Genomic DNA, 21,559 nt, shown 5'->3' on the forward strand with positions numbered 1-21,559 from the left:
GTCAGGCGCTCTTCGGGTTGAAGCTGTTGATACTGAGTTCTTTCGTGCATCGCAACACCTTATACGAAACAGGTGTTGCACTTCAGATTTGATAGCGCCGGGGTATCACGCACGTTGCGACTGCTGCAGCACTTCGGGATTCAGCGTATTGGGCGGGCGGTGCGCATCCGCTCCATAGCCGAGCGCCGCGATCAGGTTGTCGACCGCGAGATTCGCGAGCGCGCGTCGCGCGGCTGTCGTCGCGCTGCCGATGTGCGGAGTCATCACGAGATTGGGCGCCTGCAGCAAGGCCGGGGCGATGGCCGGCTCGTTCTCGAAGACATCGAGCCCGCACGCGGCAATGCGTCCTTCGACGAGCGCCGCGGCCAGCGCGACATCATCGACGATGCCGCCGCGCGCCACGTTCACGAGCGTCGCACTGCGCTTCATCAGGCGCAGCTCGCGCTCGCCGATCAGGTGATGCGCGCCCGGCGAATACGGTACGGTCAGCATGACGTGATCGGCACGCGCGAGCAAATCGTCGCGGGATACGTGTTCCGCGCGACATTCCTGCTCGAGCTCCGCGCCGAGCCGCGACCGGTTGTGATAGATCACCTTCATGCGAAAGCCCGCGGCACGGCGTGCGATCGCCTGCCCGATGCGACCCATGCCGACGATGCCGAGCGTGCTGTGATGCAGGTCGACGCCGAGAAAGAGATCGTAGGCGAAGCCGCGCCACGTTCCCGAGCGCACGTGCGCATCGCTCTCGAGCATGCGACGCGCCGCGCAGATCATGAGGCCCCAGGCCAGATCCGCCACGCTTTCGTTCGAAATGTCAGGCGTATTCGTCGCGACGATGCCCGCTCGCGTGATCGCCGGAAGATCGAAATTGTTGTGTCCCGCCGCGCAGTTCGATACCGCGCGCAGCGAAGGCGCGGCTTCGATCAGCGGCGCATCGATGCGCTCGCCGCCCATCAGCATCGCGCCGGCCTTGTCGCTGATGCGGCGGCGCAGTTCGTCGGGCTTGAAGGGAACGTCATCGGGATTGCGCTCGACCTCGAAGTGTTCTTCGAGCCGCGCAATGATGTCGGGAAATGTCGCGCGCGCGACGAGGATCTTCTCTTTCACATCGTCTCCTTGCTGGCTGCTTGCGGAACGAGCACCGTGCGACCGATGACCTCGCCCCGGCGCATCGCGTCGAGCACGAGATTGACTTCGGGTAACGGACGACGCGCAACGGGCAATGCGGGCATTCCCCTTGCACGCACGAGTTCGAGCAGTTCGCGCATCTCCGCGAGCGAGCCGACGTACGATCCTTCGAGCGACAGGGCGCGCAGCACGAGCGCGGGAATCGGCACGTCGAGCTCGCCGCCGAACATGCCGACGACGATCAGCTTGCCGCCCTTGCGCACCATCCCGCAGCCGTTCGAGACCGACGACGACGACCCGACGAAATCGATCACCACGGACGCGCCCTCGGCCAGCGCGCCCGTCTCCGACGGATCGAAGGCCGCGCAGGCGCCCAGTTCCAGCGCCGCCCGGCGCTTGCTCTCGCTCGGCTCGATGACGATCGCAGGCGGCATGTCCATCAGCCGCATCAACGCGAGCGCCATCAGGCCGAGTCCACCGGCGCCGACGATGACGAGCGACGTGTCGTCGTCGAGCGCGGGCTTCGCCTTGCACAGCGCGCTATAGGCAGTGAGCCCGGCGCACGCGAGCGGAGCGATGCGCGCCGCGTCCATCGACGCATCGAGCACGAAGAGCGCGTGCGAGTCCGGCACGACGAGATGCGTCGCGAAGCCGCCGTCGCGAAACACGCCGAGAAAGCGCGGCTCGGCGCACAGATGACCATCGCCGCCGGTACATCGCCGGCAATGTCCGCAACCGATCCACGGATACGCGAGCACGCGGTCGCCGATCGCTACGTCGCGCGCATCCGGTCCCATCGCGACGACTTCGCCAACGGTTTCGTGCCCCTGCGTGTGCGGCATACGGATGCCGCGCTCGGCCATGTTCAGCCGCTTGCCGCGGCCGAGATCGAAGAAACCGTCGAGCAGGTGCAGGTCGGTGTGACAGACGCCCGCCGCCAGCACCCGCAGAACGACTTCGCTGCCGCGCGCACGGGGAATCTCGAACGGCGAGCGTTCGAGCGGCGCGGCGCTCTCCACCGTCTGCATGCGGAAACTCGTCATTGTGGTGACCTCATGTCTTCCATATGGATGGCTAATTATCGTTATCGGAAACGATTCGCCGTTTCCGCTCCGCGCTCAGGCGGCGATGGCCGCGTCTTCGTCCGTGCCGTTCTTGTCAGCCGCGTGGCTGATCGGCTTCGTCACGAAGACCAGATAGATCACGGCCGCGGCCGCGGCGATCGCCGCACTGATCAGCAGCGCCTGCACGAACGAGTGTGTCCTGTCGACGACGATGCCGGTCACGAGCGGCGCCAGCGATCCGCCGAAATAGCCGCCGAAGTTCTGGATGCTGGAGAGCGATGCCACCTGATGCCGCGACGCCACCACGGTCACGAGCGCCCATGCCGAACCGCTCGCCATCTGCACGAAGAACATCGCGGCGCAGATGTAGACGACCGCCAGCGTGACACTGGGCGTGAACGCGGCCGGCACCGTGAACGCCGCGCCGCCGATCAGGCCGACGCACAGCGGCCACTTGCGGCTCGCGAGCGCGCTCATGCCGCGACGCAGCAGCCGGTCCGCGATCACGCCGCTCAACAGCACACCCATGGTGCCGAACACATACGGCAGCGACACGATCCAGCCGGTCTTTGCGATCGACAGATGCCGCTCGTGCTCGAAGTAAGCCGGCAGCCACGCCAGATACAGCCACACCATGTAGATCACGCCGATGTTGCCGAACACCATGCCCCAGGTCGTGCGCTGCGTGAACAGGCCGCGCCATTCGGGCCACGTGAGCCGCTGGCTGACGGCATCGCGCCCGGCGTCCTGACGCAGATAGGCGAGATCGTCGGCGGAGAGACGCCCGTCGTTGCGATTGCGATAGATCACGTACCAGCCGATCGACACCGCGATACCCAGCACGCCCATCAGGATGAACATGCCGCGCCAGCCGAGCGTCAGCATCGCGATGGTCAGAATGGGCGGCGCCAGGCCCGGCCCGATGGTCGTGGCGGCTGCGAAGATGCCGGTCGGCGCGCCGCGATCGCGCACCGCGAACCATTCGCTGACCACCTTCGCCGATGCCGGGAACTGCGGCGACTCGCCGACGCCGAGCAGCACGCGCGCCACCAGAAACTGCTGCAATGTATGCACGAAGCCGCCTGCAAGCTGTGCGACCGACCATACGAACATGCCGAGTCCCATCATCACGCGCGCGCCGAACCGGTCGATGAGAATACCGACCGGCAATTGCGACAGCGCATAAGGAAGCGCGAACGCGGACAACAACAAGCCCATCTGCGAGGCCGACAGACCGAGCTCGACCGAGATCGAATGATTCGCGATCGACAGCGTGCTGCGATCCATGTAATTGACGATTCCGGCGACGGTCAGGAAGCTCATCGCAATCCACTGGATGCGACGAACCCTGGAAGTCTTGCGTTCCATATCGTGTGTCTCCCTGCTTCGTTTTAAGTTTTGTGTTCGGTGCTCAGTTCACCGGGCCGGACATCGTGCGCTTCCTGCGCGCCTGGGCCGGCGTTTCGCACACGTGCTTGTCGGACATGCCGTTGAAGATCGTGCCGAGGAGGCCGCGGTCGAGATCCGACGTCCTGAACAGCCAGTCGGCGAGCGGCAGCGTGAAGTTCATGTTGTGCGTCATCATCAGCGACTGATCGTGATGCGCGATGTGATGCCGCCGCATCGTGTTCACGAGCGGAAAATGCCGCACGAAGGCGTTGTCCGGCATGTGTGCGCACAGATGCATCGCCTCGAACAGCAGATACATGCCGACGGTACTCGCCATCAGCAGCCATCCCGCGTTCGCGGACCACGCGAAACCGAGGATCAGCGCGGGCACGGCCGTCATGACGACGATGCCGGGCAGCGCGAAGGTCGGAAAGAACACGATGTTCAGGTCCCGCGTGCCAGTCAGGCGCGGTTCCTCGTGCGTGAAGAACTGGTGATGCGTGAGCGTATGACGCTGATACAGCGCACGCGTCACCGCGTTCTTCCCCGGCTTGTGCAGGAAATGCACGTGCACGTACCACTCCATCAGATTCCAGCCGACCACCACCACCGGCACGATCAGCCATTCGAGCCACGTGACCGGCGCCTGAATGCGCCAGATGCACAAGGCGAGCACGACCACGCCGATGCCGAGGATCGTCGCGGCATGCTTGAGGCCGCTGTAGTCCGCCGGAATGGTGTTGCGGTAGTCCGCCTGGAACGCCGCCTGTTTCGGCGATGCGTGTGAAGCCATGATTCGTCTCCTGTTTCGCCTGTCTCTGCTTTTTTAGACCGATGCCTGTCCCGGCGGCATCAATACCTTGTCGGGATTGAACAGCATGTGCGGGTCGAGCGCCGCCTTGATTCGCCGCATCACGTCGAGTTCGACAGCTGATTTATACCGCGCCAGCGCCTGTTTCTTGGTGCGGCCGATACCGTGTTCCGCGCTGATCGAACCCTTCATGCCCGCGACGAGATCGAAGACGATTTCGTCGAAGGTGGCGGCGGTCGCCGCGAATGCGCCATCGTCGCCCACGGGCGCCGTCAGGTTGAAATGCACGTTGCCGTCGCCGACGTGACCGAACGCGAGCGGACGCACCTCTGGCGAGATGCGGCGGCATGCGTCGATGGCGGCGGTAACGAAGAGCGGAATCGACGTGACCGGTACCGAGACATCGTACTTGAGCGAGGCGCCCTCGCCCTTCTGCGCCTCGACCACGCCTTCGCGAATCTTCCAGAACGCCTGACGCTGCTGCTCGGTGGTCGCGATGACGCCGTCGCTCACGCTGCCCGCCTCCATGGCGGCGGAGAAGAGTGCTTCCATCACGCTGTCGAGCCCGGTGCCGTGCGCGGAGGTCGACATCTCCAGCAACACGTACCAGGGCGACGGGCTCGCGAGCGGATCGCGCACGCCCTCCACGTGCCGCGCCGCGATCTCCACGCCGAAGCGCGGCATGAATTCGAACGCGGTCAACAGGTCGGCGGTCATCGTGCGTGCGCGCGAGAGCAGGTCGATGACCGCGTCGAGCGTCGGCAGCGCGAAGATCGCCGTGGAATGGCCGACCGGCTTCGGATAGAGCTTCAGCGTCGCGGCCGTGATGATGCCGAGCGTGCCTTCCGCGCCAATGAACAGATGCTTCAGGTCGTAACCCGTGTTGTCCTTGCGCAGCAGGCGCAGGCTGTCGAGCACGCGGCCGTCCGACAGCACCACCTCCACGCCGAGCGTCAGCTCGCGCGCGTTGCCGTAGCGCAGCACCTGCACGCCGCCCGCGTTGGTCGACAGATTGCCGCCGATCTGGCAGCTTCCCTGCGCGCCCAGGCTCAGCGGAAACAGCCGGTCGTGCCGCTCGGCGATCTCCTGGATGTCGGCGAGCACGCAGCCCGCATCGACGGTCAGCGTGAAGTTGTCCGGGTCGATGTTGCGCACGCGCTTCATGCGGCCCATCGACAACACGATGTTGGGCGTCGCTTCGGGCGGCACGCCCGCGCCGCACAGCCCGGTATTGCCGCCTTGCGGAATCACCTTGATGCCGGCGTCCGCGCAGATCGACACGACCTGCGCGACTTCTTCGGTGGACGCGGGACGCACCACGAGCCGCGTGTCGCCGCGATACAGCCCGCGCGATTCGATCAGATACGGCTCGATATCCTGCGCCGCGTCGAGCCATCCCGCCTCGCCGACGACCTCGCGAATCCGCGCGAGCGCCTGCTCGATGGCACCCGCCGCGATGAGCGGTTCGATCGCATTCATGTGGATTCCCTGCCCTGCGCCGCCGGATATTTCTGTGCACCGCCCACCGCGAAATTCTCCGGCGGAATGTCGCGAATGATGATGCGCACGTCCTCGCGACGCACGCCCGCGGCTTCGATCGTCGCGTCCGTCAGCGCCGTGATGATCCTGCGCTTGACTTCGAGCGAGCGTCCCTCGATCAGATTGACTTCGATGATCGGCATGACCGATGTCCCCTTTTCAGTTCGTGAAGCGAATGTACGAGTCTCAATCCGATATGTAAACAATCTCTTTTTTGTTCTAATATAGGAACACGCCAATCCGGCGTGTTCCGAAACCCGACCACCATGAAACGCGCCGCCGAAAACCGCATCGAACCCGCAGTCCTCGTCGCCGACGACACCCACGAAGGCATCGGGCCGCCGCGCGCACCGGTGCGCAGCCTGAACATCCTGCAGCGGCTCGTCAGATCGTCGGACGGGCTCACGCTGTCGCAGTTGGCCACCGCGCTCGAGATTCCGAAGACATCAGTGCTGTCGCTGCTGAAGGCGCTCGTCCAGGCCGGCTATGTGCATACCGACGGCGCACGCTACACGCTCGGGCCCGAATCCCTGCAACTGGGCACGCTGATCGCCGCGCGCGCCACCGCCCCCGATGCGAGCCAACTGCCCGCCATCGCGCAGCCCTTCCTCGAATCGCTCGCGGAACATTCCGGCGAAACGGTGTTCGTGCTGACGCTCACGGAGGATCGCCAGTCGGTGATGTACGTGGCGCGTGCCGAGAGCGCGCACCCGATCCGCTTCATGGCGTCCATCGGCGAGAAGCGGCCGCTGTACTCGTCGTCCGGCGGGCGCACCCTGCTCGCCTTCTTCACCGAGGAAGAGCAGGAAGACTATCTGCGCGGATTGAAGCCGATCGCGTTCAGGAGCCGCACGGTCACGGACAAGAATCGCATCCGCAAGATGCTGCGCGAAATTCACCGGACCGGCATCGCCAGCACGGTCGACGACACGCACGTGGGCGTGTCCGCGTACGGCATGCCGATTCATTCGAGCGGCGGCGGCGTGATCGCGGCGCTCGTGCTGGCGGCGCCGACTGAACGCGCCGGCCCGCAAAGCGCGCGGCTCGTGGCATTGCTGCGCGAATCGGCCATCGCGCTTTCGCGCGCAATGGGCTATCTCACGCCGGAGCCGGATCGAGGCGGGACCGCAGGCGCGCGCTAGCCCGCCTGCACGCGTCGTTCGTAGGTCGGAACGTCGTCGGGCACGTGATGAAAGTCCTGCCGGTCGCACGTGAAGATGACGAGGTCCGGTCCACCGAACACCGCGGGGTCATCGAGCGTGCCGACCTTGACGAGCACGAGCCCTTGCATGCGCGGCGAACGCGTCAGCAGATGCGTGCCGCATTCCGCGCAGAACTCGCGCGTGACGGGCGCGGGCAGGTCGCCGCGCGTGAACTGCTTCGGCGTGCCTTGCTCGTAGATGAACGTGTCGGCATCGAGCGTGACGATCACATTCGGATTGCCGCCCGAGATGAACTGACATTCGCGACAGCAGCATTGAATGCGCGCCTTGATCTCGCTTTGCGCGCGGTAGCGAATCGCGCCGCAATAGCAGCGTCCGGTGAGTGTCATGCGGGTTCCTTGCTTCGTGAAACGTGGCCTGCGGCTGCCATCGCCGCCGCGTGCATGCCGAGCGCCGCGCCGCGCAACAGACTCTGGTCCGAGCCCACGACGAACGCCGTTACGCCCAGCTCCGCGTGATGCGCGACCTCGCGCTCGCTGCCGACGAACATCGCGACCGGCTTGTGCGCGCGCATCGCGGCGTGGCAAATGGCTTCGACGTGGCGCGCGAGCAATGGCTCGTCGAGCGTGGTCATGCCGCACGACAGCGCGAGATCGGCACGACCGATGAACAGTGCGTCGACCTCCGACGCCGCGATTTCATCGATGCACCCGAGCGCCGCTTCGTCCTCGATCATCGCGACGCTGACGCTCTGCGCGTCGCCCGCATCGATCATCGCGGTCATGCTAGACAAGCCGTATCGTCCTGCTCGCGGCGAAGTCGAGAAGCCGCGTGTGCCGCCCCGAAAACGGCACGCGCCCGCGAGTGCGCTCGCGTCGCCGCCATCGCGCACGTGGGGCCCAATCACGCCCGTCGCGCCCAGGTCGAGCGCATTGCCGATGTGCTCGCCGTTGGCGGCGGGCACGCGCACGAGCGCGGGCAAGGAGGCTGCGCGCGCCGCGAGTAGCGCGATATCGAGCGCATCGCGTGAAAAAGGCGCGTGTTCCGCATCGAGCACGATGAAGTCGAGCGCAGCGCCGCCGAGAATCTCGATCGTCTGGTGCGAGGTTGTCTTGACAAAGGTGCCGACGAGCGGCTCTCGCGCGAGCAGGCGCGCGCGAAAGCTGCCGGGTTCAGGCGTCGGCATGATCGTCGGCTTGCGTGGTGTTCTGATAGTCGACGAGATGCAGATAGTCCTCGCGGACCGGTGCGAAGATATCGAGGTTCAGCGCGACTTCATCGCCGAGCGGTTCTGCATAGTGCATCACGTGCGGCGGAATGCGGATGATGCTGCCCGGACCCGCTTCGTACGATTCCTCGCCGACGTGAAAGCGCACGCGTCCGCTCACGATCATCACCACCTGCTCGAACGTGTGCTTGTGCGGCGACACGTCCATGCCGGGCGATAGCCAGTTCATCACGGCCATGAAGTTGTCGCCGCGAAAGGCAGCGCGCTCGACGCCCGGTCGCACGGTCTCGCGCGGCAGGTTTTCGAAGTTATAGAGTTGCGTGATCATGGCGCTCTCCTTCAGGCCTCGCTGACGAACTTGGTGTTGAGGAACGCTTCGAGCCCTTCCTGTCCCGCTTCCGAGCCGTAGCCGCTTTCCTTGATGCCGCCGAACGGCGCTTCGGCGGTGGACACCGTCAGATTGTTGATGCCGACGACGCCCGCTTCCAGCGCGCTCGCGACGTCGATCGACCGGCGGCTCGACTGCGTGAACGCGTAGGCGGCGAGTCCGTATGGCAGGCGATTCGCCTGCGCGACGGCGTCTTCGATAGTGCGGAACGGATTGGCGATGGCGATCGGTCCGAACGGTTCTTCATTCATCACGTGCGCCGTGTCGGGCACCTCGGCAAGCAGCGTCGGCTGCCAGAAGAAGCCGCTGTCCGACGCACGCGCGCCGCCAGCGAGCACCTTGCCGCCCGCGCGGTGAGCGTCGTCGACCAGACGGGCCATGGCGTCGATCCGACGGCCGTTCGCCATGGCGCCCATGTGGTTCTGCGCGTCGAGGCCGTCGCCGACCTTGACGCTTGCGAGCGCCTTGGCGAAGGCATCGGAGAATCGGCCGAAAATGCCTTCCTGCACGTAGAAGCGCGTTGGCGCGATACACACCTGGCCCGCGTTACGGATCTTGCCGGGCAAAAGCACCTGAACCACGTGATCGATATCGACGTCATCGAACACGATGACCGGCGAATGCCCGCCGAGCTCGAAGGTCGCCTTCTTCATGCTGTCGGCGGCCATGCGCGCGAGATGCTTGCCGATCGCGGTCGAGCCGGTGAAGGTCAGCTTCTTGATGATGGGCGAGCGGATGAGATGCGTCGAGATCGTATCCGGCACGCCGAGCACGACGTTCAGCACGCCGTTCGGCAGACCGGCATCCTGCAGCGCCCGGGCGAACGCCAGCGCCGCCGACGGCGTTTCTTCGGCGGGCTTCAGGATGCAGGAGCAGCCTGCCGCGAGCGACGCCGCGATCTTGCGCGCCGAGAGCATCGCCGGGAAGTTCCACGGCGAGAATGCGGCCACCGGGCCGACCGGTTCCTTCATCACCAGCCAGCGATGCCCATATTCACGCGGCGGCACGATGCGCCCGTAAGCGCGACGCCCCTCTTCTGCATACCAGTCGAAGGTGTCGGCGGCGCCGAGCACTTCTCCTTTGGCTTCACCGAGGGTCTTGCCCTTTTCCGTTGTGATCTGCCGTGCGATAGCATCGCTGCGTTCGCGGATCAGGTCAGCGGCACGGCGCAGAATCTTCGAGCGATCGTAGGGCTGCACGCGGCGCCACTGCGCGAAGCCGCGCGCGGCGGCGTCCAGCGCCGCATCGAGCTGCGCCGCGGAGGCGTGCGGCACGCTGCCAATGCGTTGCTCCGTCGCCGGGTTGATCAACGCCTGTTCGCCCGCGCCGGTGGCGATCCATTCGCCGTCGATGAAAAGGTGCGGTTTTGGAATCACGGCTTCCACGGTGGTCTCCTGTCGTGCCAAAGCTAGATCAAAAGGTAATGACGAAAGCTTACACAGCACGTTCTTATAAAGAAACTATTTTAGAAATGTTCCGATATAGGAATTCAAGTAAGTGAGACGGTGTTTAGAGTCGACGGTAGCGCCACTGGAGAGGTCAATGAGAGGAAGGAGCCATCGCATTCGTCATGGTGCATGCAAAAGGCAAAAGACAACCTACTTGGAAGGCGTCGTGGAACGACGCGCGCCAGGGTTGACGAATTAGTTTCTCAACGTGCAAAAGATGTCTGGCGATCATCATCCCGCGGAGTTCGATCCGGTTGCTCCCGCCGCACTACCAGTCGCGCGTCATGCGAATATAGCTTCGTGGTCGCGTTGCAGGAACCTGTCGATCGGCTCTCTCGATTAGATCAACGCGTCGCGAATCCAACCGGCGCTTGCGCATAGTTCCACGTCGCGATCATGGAAACCTGCAAGTTGAATCCCCAGCGGCAAATCATCGACCGCAAGCAACGGCAAAGATAGCGCTGGACCGCCCACGACAGACCAGGGATTCGCGAAGCTGCGCGAGCCAGTGAAGGCGTGGTCCTGAATGGCCGGCCCGCTCGAAGACAACGAGATGAAGCCATCGGCGCGTCCGTTGAAGGCAGCCACCATGCCGCGCAAATGCGCGCGACGCGCGACCGCGTGCTCGTAGTCGGCCACGGTCATGTCCGCGGCACGCCTCATCAACCGATGGATGCGCTCGCCGATCTGTTCATTGCCATGTGCGCGGTATGCGTTGAACGGCCACCGCGTCTCCCACGCGAGGATGTCGTGGCTGTAGTCGTAAAGCTCGGACACTTCGCGATCGAGCGCCGCCACCGCCGAGTCACTTTCGTGGTCAAGGATCGTCACGCCCGCATCGCGCAGACGTGCGATGGCCGTTTCGAAGACCTCTTGCGACGGCACGGGCGTTTCGTCCCAGCCCTGCATGGCAAGTCGCACGAGCGTGGCGGGACGACGTGCCTGCGGTGCCTGCGAGTCGCCGCGCAGACCGACATGTGGCGGCGTGCCACCCGCTCGGCTCGACACCGCAAAAGCGCCCGCCCAGGCGTCCTCGAGGCTGGCGCCAAAGACCGTCAGGTGATCAAGGGTCGGCGCAAGCGGCGTGACGCCGCCAGTATGAAGCGCGCCGTGCGTCGCCTTCAGCGCGTAGACGCCGCAAAAGCTTGCCGGACGGATCGTCGATGCAATGGTTTGCGTACCGAGGCCGAGCGCGCACATGCCCGCGCCCACCGCCGCCGCCGACCCGCTCGATGATCCGCCCGGCGTGCGGCTGCTGTCGTACGGATTGCGCGTCGGTCCGGAATTGGAACAGGCGAATTCGGTGGTGACGGTCTTGCCGAGAATAACGGCGCCGGCCTGACGCAGCGCCGCCACGCCGGCCGCATCGCGCCGCGACGACCAGCCCTTGAAGATCGGATTGTTCATCTCGGTCGGGAAGTCGACCGTCTCGATCATGTCCTTGACTACCACCGGCATGCCGTCCACCGGCGACAGCGGCTGGCCATTTCTCCAGCGCTCGGTCGCGGCGTCGGCGGCCTTGCGCGCACGCTCGGCCGACGAGGTGACGAACGCATGCACGGCAGGCTCGTGAGCCGCCATCGCATCGAGGCAGCGTTCGAGATAAGCGCGTGGCGAATCCGCGCCGCTCGCGAACGACGGCGTCAGCGGCACATAGGGACGCACGAGCGAGGTGTCCGGTGTATAGGTGAGGCGGCGCTCCTCCAGATCGGCGGGCAGCGGCTTGACGGCGAGAAAATTCATGATGTTCCTTGAATAAGGTGGGAAGGCAACGACTCGTTCGTCAGCAAGCGGTATCAGCCCGGCGTGGAGACCACCGCGCTCGCGGGCTCTTCGCCGGTGCGGATGAAGAGCGCGAAGACGGAGCCGAGCGCCAGCACGCCGATCGCCGCGAAAAACGGCAGCGACCAATTGCCCGTTCGGTCGATCAGCATGCCCGCCACAATGGGCGACACGATGCCTGCGATGGTCGCGCCCGCGCTCATCATGCCGGTGCCCGTGCTGGCATAGCGTGGAAGAATGTCGGTCGGCAGCGCCCAGATCGGTCCGACGATCAGTTCGCAAAAGAACAGCGCGCCCGACAGGCACAAGGCGATCACGGTCGTGTCGGTCGCCGTGAGCATCGGCACCATGCACAGCAGTGCGCACAGCAAGGCGCCGGAAATCACGTAGCGCCGCGCAATCGCGAGGCTGCCGGTTCGCTTGTAGAGCGCGTCGCTGAGCGTGCCGCCCGCGAGGTCGCCCGCCACGCCGGCGAAGAACACGCCCGATGAAAATATCGCTGAATGACCGATGTCGAGCCCCTGGCTATGGACGAAGTACTGCGGAATCCAGCCGAGGAAAAGATAGAACACCCAGCCGTAGCAGAAATAGACCAGCGACATCGGTCCGATCCGGCGCACGAGCAAGGACCACGGCACCGGGCCGCTCGGCGCGGCCGCCGCCCGGCGCGCCGCTTCGCGTTCGCCTTCTCCCGGCGCAGGATCGCGATACGCGACGAACCACCCCACTGCCCACAGCGCGCTCACGGCGGCGATCACCCAGAACGACATGCGCCAGGAGCCCGCCACGATCAATGCGCCGATGATGCCCGGCGTCACCGCGTTCGCGAGACGTCCGAAGGCATGCGTCAGGCCCTGAGCGCGGGCGAACATCTCGCGAGGCAAGGACTGGGCGATGGCGCGCGAGGCGACGGGGAACATTGCACCTTCGCCGACGCCGAGCACCAGCCGCGCAAGGACGATGCCGGTGAGCCCGGTGGCGAAGCCGATATAGGCCGTCGCCGCCGCGACGATGAGGCCGCAAATGGCGAGCGTTCGGCGTGCGCCCAGCCGGTCGCCAATCAGACTGCCGAAAATCTGCGAAAACACGTACGACCATCCAAACGCGGAAGCCGCGGTGCCGATCTGGGTTTTGGTCAAACCGAATTCGGGGCCGAACGCGGTCGACGCCATGCCGATATTCACGCGATCGATGAACGCGATGAAATAGGCCGAACACAGCAGGATCATCAACAAGACGACTCGATTGAGACGCATCTCGGAGCCTTTCTGAAAACGTGAGGCAAAGCGCGGCCCTCCGAAGGGTCCGGAAGCGGTTGCTTTGACTCGGTGACGGGAATGGCAAGGCTTGTGGCGCGGAGCAGGCGAGGCGGTGCACGCTGCTCGCCGTAAGATCGGATGGTGTTTTCTTAAATAGTCATCCTTATTTTAAAAATGACACGTATGTATTTTCTAAATGGACCGGCCTCGTTGAAGCCGGTCCTCTCGCGTAGGCGTGATGTTTTAAGCGCGGACCGTATTCAGCCGCCGCCGCATCGCGCCACGGCAGGCGAAGAACAGTTGCGCGGCGATGACGATGCCCGCCAGCGCGATGAACGACGCGCTGATCGGCCGGCCGACGAATATCGACATGTCGCCTTGCGACAGCAGTAGCGAACGCCGGAAGTTTTCCTCGACCATCGGGCCGAGCACGAAGCCCAGCAAAATCGGCGCGACCGGAAAGTCGAGCGCGAGAAAGAGCGCGCCGGCAAGACCGAACACCACGACCTCGCCCACTTCGAAGAGACTGTTGTTCGTGCTGTACACACCAATCGCAATGAAGAAAAGCGCCGCCGGATAAAGAAAGCGATACGGCACCTGAAGCAGCTTCACCCATACGCCGATCAGCGGTACGTTCAGCAGCACGAGCAGCACGTTGCCGATCCAGAAACTTGCAATCAGCCCCCAGAAGATGTCGGCATGCTCGGTGATCAGCTGCGGTCCGGGCTGGATGCCCTGGATCAGCAAGGCGCCCAGTATCAGCGCCATCGTCGCGTCGCCGGGAATCCCCAGGCTCATGGTCGGAATGAAGTCCACTTGCGTTTTAGAATGCGAGGCCGCTTCCGGACTGGCCACGCCTTCGATCGCGCCCTGCCCGAAGCGCTCCGGACGCCGCGCGATCTTCTGCTCGACCGCGTAAGCGATGAATGTCGTGATGGTCGGACCCGTTCCCGGCAACGCCCCGAACAAGGTGCCGATGAGCGTACCGCGCAGGGCCGGCATGAGCGACTGCTTCACATCGGTGCGGCTCGGGCGCATGTCGCGCAGGCGCAGGTTCAGGCTGCCCGCGCTCACGACGTCCATCCGGTTCACGCTGCGCAGAAATTCGCTCAGGCCGAAGAGCCCGAGCGCGAGCGCCACCAGTTCGACCTTGTCCGACAGTTCGATGAAGCCGAAGGTGAAGCGCGTCGTGCCGCTGTTGGTGTCCGTGCCGACCACGCCCACCAGCAAGCCGACGATGGTCATTGCGATGCCCTTGAGCGCCGAACCGCGCGACATGGTGCCGCCGCAGACCAGTCCGAGCAGCATGATCGCGAAGATTTCCGGCGGACCGAAGCGAAACGCCATCGAGACCAGCAGAGGCGAGGCGAAGATCATCACGACGATGCCGAAGGAAGCCGCGAAAAACGATGCCATCATCGTGATGCCGAGCGCGGTGCCGCCCTTGCCTTGCCGCGTGAGCGGATAGCCGTCCAGACAGGTGATGGCGTGCGGCGGATGGCACGGCAGGTTCAGCAGAATCGCGCCAATCGCGCCGCCATACTGCGAACCGTAGAAGATGCCCGCCAGCATCAGAATGGCCGGCACCGGGCTCATCGTGTAGGTAAGCGGCAGCAGCATGGAGATGGCCGACAGCGCGCCCATGCCCGGCAACACGCCGATCAGGTTGCCGATCAGCACACCCACGAACGACCACATCAGATTGGCCGGCATCAACGCCACGCCGAAGCCTTGCCAAAGATCCGCCAGAGATTGCGCGACCATTACTGCCCCCATTGAAAGAGCGGGAGCTGAATCTTCAGCGCCCACCAGAACACGACCACGCACACGACGCTGATCGCGAGCGCGAGGCACGCGGCGCTGCGCACGGTGTTGTCGCGGTCGCCCAGCGCGGAGATGAACACCACGCCGAACGTCGCCGGCAACAAGCCGCCGTAGTGGCCGAGCACGATGAACGAGACGATGCCGGCCGTGATGCATGCCCAGCCGCGCCATTCAGGCTTGCGCGCGGGTTCTTGCGCGGCGTGTGTCTCGCGCGCGTCAGCGGATGAAGCGTCCGCCGGCCGGCTCAACGCGATCGCCACCCCGATCAGCGCGAGCAGGACACCCAGCGCCGACGGAAAAAATCCTGGCCCCATGTGTGCCAGCGTGCCAAGCGGATAGGTCGACGCCTGCGCCATCACCGCGAGTCCGATCGCGAACATCAGCGCACCGGCCATCGCGTCCTTGCGCAACCATCGTTCTGGAAGATTGAAAGGCGCTCGCATGCTCAATTCCTTTCAATGTGACGTTCGACGCGAAGCGTGCTGTCGTGGCTCATGCGAACACCTGCATGATCGACTTCGCCGCCGCCAACAGCGTGCGGTCCTCGCCCCGTGCGGCGACGTACTGCACGCCCACCGGCAAGCCGTGCGGTCCCTTGCACAAGGGCAGGCTCAAGGCGGGCACGTGCACCGCCGACCAGGTGGTGCAAAACGCCGCATTGCCCGTGGAGGACAGCCCGACCGGCGCTTCGCCCGCTGCGGCCGGAATCTGGAACACGTCGTAGCCGGCGAACGTTGCGTCGAGTTGGAGACGGCAACGTTCGACCAGACGGCGCGCTTGCTGATAGGTCTCGATGCTGCATGTGAGTCCGTCGTGAATGCGGTTTTCGCGCAGCGTTTCGCTGATGGCGTTCCAGTGATGGTCGATTTCCCACGCCCGGTTGCGCGCGAATTCGAAGCTGGAGATCCAGCGATGCGCGTCGTCGAGCAGTTCGAACTCGGGCGGCAGATCGACTTCGCTCACGTGCGCGCCCGACTTCGAGAGCGCTCGCGCGCAGTCGTCGAGCGATTGCTGCGTGGACGCGTCGCACTGGTCGAGAATGCTCTGACCAGGCAAACCCACGCGCAAGCCGCGCAGGTCGCGCGCGGCGAGCGCTTGCGGCGCGAGACCGAGCAGCACATCGCGCAGCAAGGCGATGTCGTCGACCGAGCGCGCCATCAAACCCAGCGTATCGAGCGACGCCGATGCCTCCATGACGCCTTGCACGCGCATCTCGCCGTGCGTCGGCCTGAAGCCGACCCCACCGCAAAACGACGCGGGACGGATCGTCGACGAGGTGGTTTGCGTGCCCACCGCGAGCGGCACCATGCACGCGCCCACCGCGGCCGCCGAGCCGCTGGACGACCCGCCGGGCGTGCGGCTCGCATCGAACGGATTGGTCGTCTTGCCGGGAAAGCGATTGGCGAATTCCGTGGTCACGGTCTTGCCGAACACGTTGGCGCCGGCGCGTCTTGCGAGCGCGACGCAGGCTGCGTCGATGCGCGGCCGATGACCCCGATGAATCGGCGTGCCGTATTCGGTCGGCATGTCGGCGGTGTCGATGATGTCCTTGAAACCGATCGGAATGCCGTGCAGCGGCCCGTGGTTTTCGCCGGCGTCGAGCCGGCGCGCGCGCGCCATGACCTGGTCGCGGTCGAGATAGTGCCAGGCCTGCACGCGTGCTTCGCAGGCATCGATTTGCGCGAGGCATGACTCGGCCACCTGCTGCGCGCTGACGCGCCGGGAGGACAGCGCCTCCAGCAACGCGGTGGCCGTTTGTTGGTGAAGTTCTTTCATGGGGAAACGATCAAGGATGGGGTCGGTCGGGTCGTGTCAAGCGTGCCTTCAGTCCATGTGGACGCCGGCGTCGGCCACGACCTTGCCCCACTTCGCGTCCTCCGACTTGATGTAGCTCGCGAACTCCGACGGCGAATCGGTCGTCACTTCGATACCCTGTTGCAGCAGCGTGGCCTGCACGTCGGACTGTGCGAGCACCTTGCGGATTTCGCCGTTCAGACGGTCGATTACCGGCGCGGGCGTGCCCGCGGGCGCCGCGATGCCGTACCAGTTGTTGACCACGAAGCCCGCCACGCCCGATTGCTTGACGGTCGGCACCTGGGGCAGCAGCTTGAAGCGGGTGTCGCCCGTCATCGCGACAGGGCGAATCTTGCCCGCCTGGATCGGACCGATCGCCGTGGAGACCGTCGCGAAGATGAACTGCACCTGACCGCTCATCAGATCGACCATCGCGGGCGCGCCGCCGGCATACGGCACATGCGTCACCTTGATGCCCGTCATCGACTTGAAGAGCTCGCCGGAGAGCTGGTCGGTCTGACCATAGCCGGATGAACCGAAGGCGAGCTTGTTGGGATTCGCTTGAGCGTAGGCGACGAGTTCCGGCACGGTGTGCACCGGCAAGGAAGGATTGACCACCAGCACGTTCAAGGCGTTGGCCACCAGCGTGACAGGCGTGAAGTCCTTTTGGGGATCGTACGGCAGCTTCTTGTAGAGATGCGGGCTGACCGAAAACGGACCGACGGTGGCAAGCACCAGCGTATAGCCGTCGTTCTTTGCGCGCGCCGCGAGTCCGGTGCCGACGATACCGCCCGCCCCTGCGCGATTCTCGACCACGACCGACTGCCCGAGCGCCGCCCCGAGCTTCTGAGCGATGATGCGCGCGCAAATGTCCGCACCGCCACCCGGCGCGAACGGCACGACCAGGCGCAACGGCCGCGCGGGCCAGTCTTCCGCATGGGCCGCCAGGCTCATCGACATGGCCATGAGGGCCACGCTCAACCACTGTACTGCTTTCATCCGGTCACTCCTCGCGTGTTTGACAGTTCAGGCAAGGGCCGACCCTATGCGGGTTGACCCCAAGCCTCTGACGCGAAATGTGACAGTCGAAAAAATAATCGTCAACTATTAATCATTATTAGCCGACTTGGAGAGAGGGACGATAGGCCCGCCCGGCCGCATCCGGTGAGGCTGGGCAAGATTTTGACGCAGCGATCACGAATCGCCGAAAAGACGGGCTTTGACGTTGAGTACGACCTGTTCCATGAGCGAAGCAGCGCCCGCTGCATCGCGGCTGGCAAGCAATTCGACGATCTGCCGATGCTCTTCGTTGGACTCCGCCATGCGGCCGGGTTTCATCAGCGCCTTGCGGAGAAACAACTGCAATTCGCGCGCATAGCTCTGATACTGCTCGGTCAGGCGTGCATTGCCCGCGTACTCCAGCAGACTGTCGTGAAAGAGCCGGTTCTCACGATAGTAACCCTCCGTATCTCCGGTTCCGGCCAGCTTGTCCATCTTGCTGACCATCTTCGTCAACGCGGTGATTTGCGTCTTCGTGATCTTGCCCGCAAGCGTGCGGCCCGCAAGTGCGAAAAGCGCGGCGCGCAGGTCGTACAGTTCGGCAGCTTCCTTCGCATCGACTTCGCGCACGAACGCGCCGCGATTGACGATGACGTGCACGAGCCCGGTTTCCTGAAGACTGCGACAGCCTTCGCGGACGGTGCCCCGGCTCACGTTCAATTGCGATGCGATCAGGGCTTCGTTGATCCAGTCGCCGGACACCAGTTCGCCTGCTTCGATCATCCGTTCTATCTCACGGCGCACCTGAGTCGCCAGCGAATGCTGGCGCTGCAGGTTGACGGCCGTCGGCGCGCTGCGCGTCGCCTCGAGCTTTTCCATGTTGCGTGTCTCCCCAGATTAGGCAATTCATTCCCGCGCGAGTGTACACCGGCACGCTGCGCCGCACTTGAATCGCTGACGGAAAATCGCCTATGGTCGACCATTTCAGATTAATCGTTGACGATTATTTTGAGAAGTGTGACTATCCGCTGCCAGTAAGCCCACGGCCAGCCGCCGATGCGCTTATCGGGGAGGCCAACCCGCGATGTCCGACAACCCTTTCAAAGGAAAACAATTACTGTGAAGCGAAGAGTCATCATTCCCATCGCAGGTTTGCTGGGCAGCCTGTTCGTGACCGGACAGGCACACGCGCAGGGCAGCGTCACGCTTTACGGCATCCTCGATGCCGACGTGCAATACCTCAATCACGCGCGTGCCGCGAACGGCAGCGGCGCCTCGCAGATCACCGCCGGCAGCGGCGGCGAATACGGCTCCCGCTTCGGCATGCGCGGCCGGGAAAATCTCGGCGGCGGCCTTTCGGCGCTGTTCGTCCTGGAGCAGGGCTACACGATCAACAACGGCGCGGCGACGGACAGCACCCGGCAATTCGGCCGGCTCTCCTATGTCGGCATCGATTCCAGTTATGGCGCGCTGACGCTCGGCCGGCAGTACTCGGCCTTGTTCGACATCATTGCGCCGTACTTGCCGCAGATCCGTTCGACGACCTTCGAGCCTTACGCGCAGGCCATCAACAACTACATCGACAACTCGATCAAGTACACGGCTCACGCGGGCGGCCTGACCTTCGTCGGACTGGCGGCGTTGGGCGGCGTAGCCGGCAATTTCCGTGCGGGCGCTTCGTATTCCGCAGGGATCAACTACGCGCAGGGGCCGTGGTCGATCGCCGTTGCGGCCGACCAGTCGAACACGGCGGCGAGCACCACCGCGCCGGTCGGCAGTGTCGGCAAGGTATGGCGCGTCGATGCAGGCGGCTCGTACGTGATCGGCAAGGCGACGATCAACCTTGGCTACAAGTGGGGACGCACCGAGAACGCGCTATCGGCCGTCACTCAGCGCGACGCGATGTATTGGGGCGGCGTGCGTTACCGCTTCACACCTTCGTTCGATGCGCTGATCGCCTACTACTATCAGGACCTGCGGCTCGCCAATGGCCGAGACCCCGCCAATCCGGAGCAGGTCACGGTGCAGACCAACTATCTGCTGAGCAAGGCGACCGCCGTGTACGCGGCAGTCAGCCATACCTGGCACTCGGCGATGAACTTCGGGGCGGTCTCGACGCTCGGCAACGGCTATACCGATCAGACCGGTGTCGCGATCGGCATGCGTCACTTCTTCTAGCCGTCCCGCATGCGTCCGCCGATGTCGGGCGGACGCCGGCAAGTCCTGTCACACGACCTCTCTTTTCAACGCAATGCATAGTTCCAATCTTGAGGCGACAGCGCCCGATGGTCTCTCGGGCTCGAAACTGGCGATGGCCTCGGTTTCCATCACGATCGGCATGGTATGCGCCAATCTCGACATGGCGATCGTGCAAAATGCCCTGCCGGCGATCTCAACGCAGATGCACATCGGATCGTCGGCATCGGTGTGGATCATCACGTCGTACATGCTCGTCACGCTGACGCTGCTGCTCCCATTCGCGCCTCTGTCGGACCGCATCGGATACCGTCGTTTCTATCTGGGCGGATTCGTGGTGTTCATCGCGGCCTCCGCGATCTGCGGTCTGGCCGGAACCTTCACCTCGCTGCTCGTCGGACGGCTGTTGCAAGGCATCGGAAGCGCGGCGATGATGTGCAGCACGACATCGCTCATCCGCATCGTGTATCCGCATGCGCGCATGGCGCGGGCGATCGGCACGAATTCCACGGTCGTCGCCTTCTCGATTGCGGCGGCGCCCAGCCTGTCCGCCGCGATCCTGCTGCATCTGAACTGGCACTGGCTGTTTCTCATCAACGTGCCGCTGGGTGTGCTGGCGCTGGCACTCGGCGCGCGCAGCCTGCCTGCCGCTGATGCGAACCTGCGCTTCGATTTTCGCACCTGGCGCGAGATCACCGGTTCTGTAGACTGGTTGTCGGTCGTGATCAATATTGCGTTTTTTACGCTGCTATTGCTCGGCACCGAAGCGATCGGCACCGGCCCGGCGAGCGGTTGTGCCATGCTGCTGGCGGCTGGCGTGCTCGGCTACGCCTTCGTGCGGCGGCAGATTCGTCATGAGCATCCAATGCTGCCGTTCGATCTCCTGGCCGAAAGAAACTATCGCTTCACCATCGCCACGTCATTTGCTTCGTTTGCCGCACAGGGCGCGGCCTTTGTGTCGCTGCCGTTCTTCATGCAGCGCACGGCGGGACTGAGCACCGCGCAGACGGCGGCCGTGCTCACGGCGTGGCCCGTCGCGCTGGCGGCATCGGCTCAGGTGGCGGGACGGCTGTCGAACTTCGTTTCCACGGCACGGCTGTGCGCGACGGGACAAGCAATGATGGCGGTCGGACTTGGCCTCATCGCGACCGGCTGGCTGCCCGGAACGATGCCGGCATTCGCTGCGGCCCTCGCGCTCTGCGGTGCAGGTTTCGGCATGTTTCAGGCGCCGAACAACTACGTTATCGTCTCGTCCGCGCCACCGGGTCGGAGCGGCGCCGTCGGCGCACTGCGCGCCGCCACCCGCACGTCCGGACAGTTGATGGGCTCGGCGCTGGTCGGTCTCGCGTTCCTAGTGGCGCGGTGGTTCGCCGGCGGCGATGGTCCGACACTCGGCATTGTCGTCGCGGCGTTCATGGCGGCGTGGGCGAGCGTTTTCAGCTTGAAGCGAGACTGAGGCCGTCAGGAGGAAGCGCGCTTACACAGTAGCAAGAACTGCAAATCTTGGGCTTAGTCGCGGTGCCTCAACTCAATCTCGTCGGAGGGGT

20 protein-coding genes are annotated in these 21,559 nt (G+C 64.5%); 3 read left to right on the plus strand and 17 right to left on the minus strand.

Going from position 1 to position 21,559, the window contains the following annotated elements; all coding sequences use genetic code 11:
* Positions 1–105: 105 nt before the first annotated feature.
* The 6 genes from QCE63_RS17745 to QCE63_RS17770 form a co-directional block, all read right to left on the minus strand.
* Complete coding sequence (locus QCE63_RS17745) at positions 106–1,107, minus strand: D-glycerate dehydrogenase (protein ID WP_309834776.1); 1,002 nt, start codon at positions 1,105–1,107, stop codon at positions 106–108.
* Complete coding sequence (locus QCE63_RS17750) at positions 1,104–2,171, minus strand: alcohol dehydrogenase (protein WP_309834779.1); 1,068 nt, start codon at positions 2,169–2,171, stop codon at positions 1,104–1,106. The genes QCE63_RS17745 and QCE63_RS17750 overlap by 4 nt, the downstream gene beginning before the upstream one ends.
* Before the next feature lie 75 nt (positions 2,172–2,246).
* A complete protein-coding gene (locus QCE63_RS17755; RefSeq protein WP_309834780.1) occupies positions 2,247–3,560 on the minus strand; it encodes an MFS transporter in 1,314 nt (437 codons plus the stop codon).
* Positions 3,561–3,603: 43 nt separating this feature from the next.
* Complete coding sequence (locus QCE63_RS17760) at positions 3,604–4,374, minus strand: fatty acid hydroxylase family protein (protein ID WP_309834781.1); 771 nt, start codon at positions 4,372–4,374, stop codon at positions 3,604–3,606.
* A 33-nt stretch (positions 4,375–4,407) separates the two neighbouring features.
* Entirely contained in the window at positions 4,408–5,871 is a 1,464-nt protein-coding gene (locus tag QCE63_RS17765; protein ID WP_309834782.1) for an FAD-binding oxidoreductase, read from the minus strand.
* Positions 5,868–6,074: a tautomerase family protein gene (locus QCE63_RS17770; protein ID WP_309834783.1), complete on the minus strand. Its 207-nt coding sequence runs from the start codon at positions 6,072–6,074 to the stop codon at positions 5,868–5,870. Before QCE63_RS17770 ends, QCE63_RS17765 begins: the two co-directional genes overlap by 4 nt.
* Positions 6,075–6,197: 123 nt before the next feature.
* Between QCE63_RS17770 and QCE63_RS17775 the strand changes: the two genes are divergently transcribed.
* A complete protein-coding gene (locus tag QCE63_RS17775) occupies positions 6,198–7,073 on the plus strand; it encodes an IclR family transcriptional regulator (protein WP_309834784.1) in 876 nt (291 codons plus the stop codon).
* On the opposite strand, the gene QCE63_RS17780 is transcribed toward QCE63_RS17775, so the two are convergent.
* The 11 genes from QCE63_RS17780 to QCE63_RS17830 all read right to left on the minus strand — a co-directional run bounded on the left by QCE63_RS17780 (position 7,070) and on the right by QCE63_RS17830 (position 18,695).
* Entirely contained in the window at positions 7,070–7,483 is a 414-nt protein-coding gene (locus QCE63_RS17780) for a GFA family protein (protein ID WP_309834786.1), read from the minus strand. The genes QCE63_RS17775 and QCE63_RS17780 overlap by 4 nt on opposite strands.
* Positions 7,480–8,280 (minus strand): aldolase/citrate lyase family protein, encoded by an 801-nt coding sequence (locus tag QCE63_RS17785; protein WP_309834788.1) that lies wholly within the window; start codon positions 8,278–8,280, stop codon positions 7,480–7,482. Before QCE63_RS17785 ends, QCE63_RS17780 begins: the two co-directional genes overlap by 4 nt.
* Complete coding sequence (locus tag QCE63_RS17790) at positions 8,267–8,650, minus strand: cupin domain-containing protein (RefSeq protein ID WP_309834790.1); 384 nt, start codon at positions 8,648–8,650, stop codon at positions 8,267–8,269. Before QCE63_RS17790 ends, QCE63_RS17785 begins: the two co-directional genes overlap by 14 nt.
* Positions 8,651–8,661: 11 nt before the next feature.
* Positions 8,662–10,095 carry an NAD-dependent succinate-semialdehyde dehydrogenase gene (locus QCE63_RS17795; RefSeq protein ID WP_309834792.1) on the minus strand — a complete coding sequence of 478 codons (1,434 nt, stop codon included), beginning with the start codon at positions 10,093–10,095 and terminating at the stop codon, positions 8,662–8,664.
* A gap of 402 nt (positions 10,096–10,497) precedes the next feature.
* On the minus strand, positions 10,498–11,901 hold the full coding sequence (locus QCE63_RS17800) for an amidase (RefSeq protein ID WP_309834794.1): 1,404 nt from the start codon (positions 11,899–11,901) through the stop codon (positions 10,498–10,500).
* A gap of 53 nt (positions 11,902–11,954) precedes the next feature.
* Positions 11,955–13,196, minus strand: a complete 1,242-nt coding sequence (locus tag QCE63_RS17805; protein ID WP_309834795.1) for an MFS transporter — start codon at positions 13,194–13,196, stop codon at positions 11,955–11,957.
* 246 nt (positions 13,197–13,442) lie between these two features.
* Positions 13,443–14,963 carry a tripartite tricarboxylate transporter permease gene (locus tag QCE63_RS17810; RefSeq protein ID WP_309834797.1) on the minus strand — a complete coding sequence of 507 codons (1,521 nt, stop codon included), beginning with the start codon at positions 14,961–14,963 and terminating at the stop codon, positions 13,443–13,445.
* Positions 14,963–15,466, minus strand: coding sequence for a tripartite tricarboxylate transporter TctB family protein (locus tag QCE63_RS17815; RefSeq protein ID WP_309834799.1), 504 nt, complete (start codon positions 15,464–15,466; stop codon positions 14,963–14,965). Before QCE63_RS17815 ends, QCE63_RS17810 begins: the two co-directional genes overlap by 1 nt.
* Before the next feature lie 49 nt (positions 15,467–15,515).
* Positions 15,516–16,799, minus strand: a complete 1,284-nt coding sequence (locus QCE63_RS17820) for an amidase (RefSeq protein WP_309834800.1) — start codon at positions 16,797–16,799, stop codon at positions 15,516–15,518.
* Positions 16,800–16,847: 48 nt separating this feature from the next.
* Positions 16,848–17,816, minus strand: a complete 969-nt coding sequence (locus tag QCE63_RS17825) for a tripartite tricarboxylate transporter substrate binding protein (protein WP_309834802.1) — start codon at positions 17,814–17,816, stop codon at positions 16,848–16,850.
* A 195-nt stretch (positions 17,817–18,011) separates the two neighbouring features.
* Positions 18,012–18,695, minus strand: a complete 684-nt coding sequence (locus QCE63_RS17830) for a GntR family transcriptional regulator (protein ID WP_309834803.1) — start codon at positions 18,693–18,695, stop codon at positions 18,012–18,014.
* A 240-nt stretch (positions 18,696–18,935) separates the two neighbouring features.
* Here QCE63_RS17830 and QCE63_RS17835 point away from each other — a divergent pair, with 240 nt between their 5' ends.
* Positions 18,936–19,994: a porin gene (locus tag QCE63_RS17835; RefSeq protein ID WP_309834805.1), complete on the plus strand. Its 1,059-nt coding sequence runs from the start codon at positions 18,936–18,938 to the stop codon at positions 19,992–19,994.
* 133 nt (positions 19,995–20,127) lie between these two features.
* The gene (locus tag QCE63_RS17840) at positions 20,128–21,468 is read left to right on the plus strand and encodes an MFS transporter (protein WP_309834807.1); all 1,341 of its coding nucleotides are present in this window, start codon (positions 20,128–20,130) and stop codon (positions 21,466–21,468) included.
* The last annotated feature ends 91 nt before the right edge of the window (positions 21,469–21,559 follow it).

This window comes from Caballeronia sp. LZ065, from assembly GCF_031450975.1.
Lineage (GTDB): Bacteria > Pseudomonadota > Gammaproteobacteria > Burkholderiales > Burkholderiaceae > Caballeronia.

Excerpts from the sequence above, each read along its gene's own strand:
- QCE63_RS17750 (WP_309834779.1), bottom strand. The coding sequence starts at position 2,171 with ATGACGAGTTTCCGCATGCAGACGGTGGAGAGCGCCGCGCCGCTCGAA.
- QCE63_RS17755 (WP_309834780.1), bottom strand. The coding sequence starts at position 3,560 with ATGGAACGCAAGACTTCCAGGGTTCGTCGCATCCAGTGGATTGCGATG.
- QCE63_RS17760 (WP_309834781.1), bottom strand. The coding sequence starts at position 4,374 with ATGGCTTCACACGCATCGCCGAAACAGGCGGCGTTCCAGGCGGACTAC.
- QCE63_RS17765 (WP_309834782.1), bottom strand. The coding sequence starts at position 5,871 with ATGAATGCGATCGAACCGCTCATCGCGGCGGGTGCCATCGAGCAGGCG.
- QCE63_RS17770 (WP_309834783.1), bottom strand. The coding sequence starts at position 6,074 with ATGCCGATCATCGAAGTCAATCTGATCGAGGGACGCTCGCTCGAAGTC.
- QCE63_RS17775 (WP_309834784.1), top strand. The coding sequence starts at position 6,198 with ATGAAACGCGCCGCCGAAAACCGCATCGAACCCGCAGTCCTCGTCGCC.
- QCE63_RS17780 (WP_309834786.1), bottom strand. The coding sequence starts at position 7,483 with ATGACACTCACCGGACGCTGCTATTGCGGCGCGATTCGCTACCGCGCG.
- QCE63_RS17785 (WP_309834788.1), bottom strand. The coding sequence starts at position 8,280 with ATGCCGACGCCTGAACCCGGCAGCTTTCGCGCGCGCCTGCTCGCGCGA.
- QCE63_RS17790 (WP_309834790.1), bottom strand. The coding sequence starts at position 8,650 with ATGATCACGCAACTCTATAACTTCGAAAACCTGCCGCGCGAGACCGTG.
- QCE63_RS17800 (WP_309834794.1), bottom strand. The coding sequence starts at position 11,901 with ATGAATTTTCTCGCCGTCAAGCCGCTGCCCGCCGATCTGGAGGAGCGC.
- QCE63_RS17805 (WP_309834795.1), bottom strand. The coding sequence starts at position 13,196 with ATGCGTCTCAATCGAGTCGTCTTGTTGATGATCCTGCTGTGTTCGGCC.
- QCE63_RS17810 (WP_309834797.1), bottom strand. The coding sequence starts at position 14,963 with ATGGTCGCGCAATCTCTGGCGGATCTTTGGCAAGGCTTCGGCGTGGCG.
- QCE63_RS17815 (WP_309834799.1), bottom strand. The coding sequence starts at position 15,466 with ATGCGAGCGCCTTTCAATCTTCCAGAACGATGGTTGCGCAAGGACGCG.
- QCE63_RS17820 (WP_309834800.1), bottom strand. The coding sequence starts at position 16,799 with ATGAAAGAACTTCACCAACAAACGGCCACCGCGTTGCTGGAGGCGCTG.
- QCE63_RS17825 (WP_309834802.1), bottom strand. The coding sequence starts at position 17,816 with ATGAAAGCAGTACAGTGGTTGAGCGTGGCCCTCATGGCCATGTCGATG.
- QCE63_RS17830 (WP_309834803.1), bottom strand. The coding sequence starts at position 18,695 with ATGGAAAAGCTCGAGGCGACGCGCAGCGCGCCGACGGCCGTCAACCTG.
- QCE63_RS17840 (WP_309834807.1), top strand. The coding sequence starts at position 20,128 with ATGGCCTCGGTTTCCATCACGATCGGCATGGTATGCGCCAATCTCGAC.